The sequence below is a fragment of the Streptomyces pathocidini genome (genome assembly GCF_001418495.1).
GTDB lineage: Bacteria > Actinomycetota > Actinomycetes > Streptomycetales > Streptomycetaceae > Streptomyces > Streptomyces pathocidini.
In genome coordinates, this window is record NZ_LIQY01000615.1 from 1 (window position 1) to 2,297 (window position 2,297).

Annotated in this window: 2 protein-coding genes; both read left to right on the forward strand. The window is 74.7% G+C overall.

What is annotated here, in order from left to right; all coding sequences use genetic code 11:
• Positions 1–1,624 (forward strand): family 78 glycoside hydrolase catalytic domain (locus tag AOK16_RS23545; protein ID WP_157859323.1); only part of this gene is annotated, 1,624 nt, incomplete at its 5' end.
• A gap of 378 nt (positions 1,625–2,002) precedes the next feature.
• Positions 2,003–2,297 (forward strand): hypothetical protein (locus AOK16_RS23550; protein ID WP_157859325.1); only part of this gene is annotated, 295 nt, incomplete at its 3' end.

The window sequence follows — 2,297 nt, forward strand, 5'->3', positions numbered from 1 at the left end:
CGGCCGCACCGTCCTCGACTTCGGCCAGAACCTCGTCGGCAGACTGCGCATCACGGTGAGCGGCCCGGCCGGGCACACCGTCACGCTCCGCCACGCCGAGGTGCTGGAGCACGGTGAACTCGGCACGCGCCCGCTGCGGTTCGCCAAGGCCACCGACACGTACACGCTGCGCGGCGGGGGCGTGGAGACGTACGAGCCGCGGTTCACCTTCCACGGCTTCCGCTACGCCGAGGTCGAGGGCTGGCCGGGAGAGCTGGACCCGGCGGACGTCACGGCGGTGGTCGTCCACTCCGACATGGCGCGCACCGGCTGGTTCAGCTGCTCCGACCCGCTGGTCGAGCGGCTGCACGAGAACGTCGTGTGGAGCCTGCGAGGCAACTTCCTCGATGTGCCCACCGACTGCCCGCAGCGCGACGAACGGCTGGGCTGGACCGGCGACATCCAGGTGTTCGCGCCCACGGCCGCCTTCCTCTACGACTGCTCCGGCCTGCTTACCGGCTGGCTGCGCGACCTGGCGGCGGAGCAGCTGGCGCGCCCCGACAGCGTGCCGCCGCTGGTCGTGCCCGACGTCATTCCGGACACCTTCACCGAGTTCCCGCGGGCACAGGCGGTGTGGGCCGACGTGGCGGTGCTGCTGCCGTGGGTGCTCTACCGGCGGTTCGGCGACCGGGAGTTGCTGCGCGGGCAGTACGCGAGCATGTGCGCGTGGGTCGACACCGCGGCCTCGTACGCGGCGGAGGGCGGCGGGCTGTGGCGGCACGTGTTCCAGCTCGGCGACTGGCTGGACCCCACCGCGCCGCCGGACCGCCCGGCCGAGGCGCGCACCGACGGCGACCTGGTCGCCAACGCGTATCTGGTACGGACGGCGGCCGTGCTCGGCGACATCGCCGAAGTCCTCGGGGAGGGCGCGGACGCGGCGCGCTACCGGGCGCTCGCGGACTCCGTACGGGCCGCGTTCAACGAGGAGTTCGTGACGCCCGCCGGGCGGCTGTCCTCCGACGCCCAGACTGCGTACGCGCTGGCGCTCTGCTTCGGCCTGCTGCCGGATGCGCGCCAGCGCGAGCGGGCGGGTGAGCGGCTGGCCGCGATCGTCCGCGGCGCGGACTTCCGCATCGCCACCGGCTTCACCGGCACGCCGCTGATCTGCGACGCACTGTACGCGGCGGGCGAGCCGGAGCTCGCGTACCGGATGCTGCTGGAGCGCGGCTGCCCGTCCTGGCTCTACCCCGTCACGATGGGGGCGACCACGATGTGGGAGCGCTGGGACTCAATGCTGCCGGACGGGTCGATCAACCCCGGCGACATGACCTCGTTCAACCACTACGCGCTGGGGGCGGTCGCCGACTGGCTCCACCGGACCGTCGCCGGCCTGGGCCCGGCGGAGCCGGGGTGGCGGCGGCTGCGGATCGCGCCTCTGCCCGGCGGCGGTCTCACCCACGCCTCGGCCGAGCACGTCACGCCCTACGGGCGGGCGAGGGTCGAGTGGCGGGTGGAGGACGGGGGCGTTCTGGTCGTGGAGGCGGTCGTCCCCCCGAACACCCGGGCCGACGTCCACCTCCCGGGCGACGATCCGACTCCGTTCACGGTCGACGCGGGCCACCACGTCTTCCATCGGAAGGTGTGACGGGACGGCTCCCGCCGGGGCTGTGGGGGCGGCTGTTCGCCGACGTGCCGAGGCTCGGCTGCATCGCGCCGGGGCTCGGCCGCAGCCCGGACGAGCCCGAAGTGGGCGCGCTGGGTGCGGTGTTGACCGCCCGGCGCGCCCTGGGCGAGAAGGCCTCGCCGCGGACTCTTCCGGACGGTGGCTCCGCGGCCCGGTTGGGCCGGGCGCCGGCCGGTCGGTGGCTCCGCGGCCGGAGGCAGTCGAGGCGTACAAGGCCGGGTACGCGGCGTACCGGGCGGAGTTGGGCCGGGCGGAGTCGGGCCGGGCGCCGGCCAGCTGGGCCGGGGCGGGCGTCCGGCCGGCTAGGCCGGGGCGAGGGCAGCCGCGTAAGGTCGTGCCATGACGACCATGGCCATCGAGGCGGGTGACGCGGCCACGTGGGGCGGAACCGCGATGGCGCTCGTCTCGCTGCTCATGACCCTGCATCAAATGCGGGTGCAGCGGCGGAGTCTGACGGACCAGAACGAGCTCCAGGCCGAGGCCTCCCAGCTCCAGCGCCGCCAAATCGAGGCGGCGGAGCGGCGGGCGCTGGCGATGGAGGAGCTGCTGGCCCGGATGACGGGGCAGACGCTGCCGCCGTCCCCGGATCCGGTCGGGACCGCCCCTCTCCCGCCCGCGTGGACGGTTCCTCCCG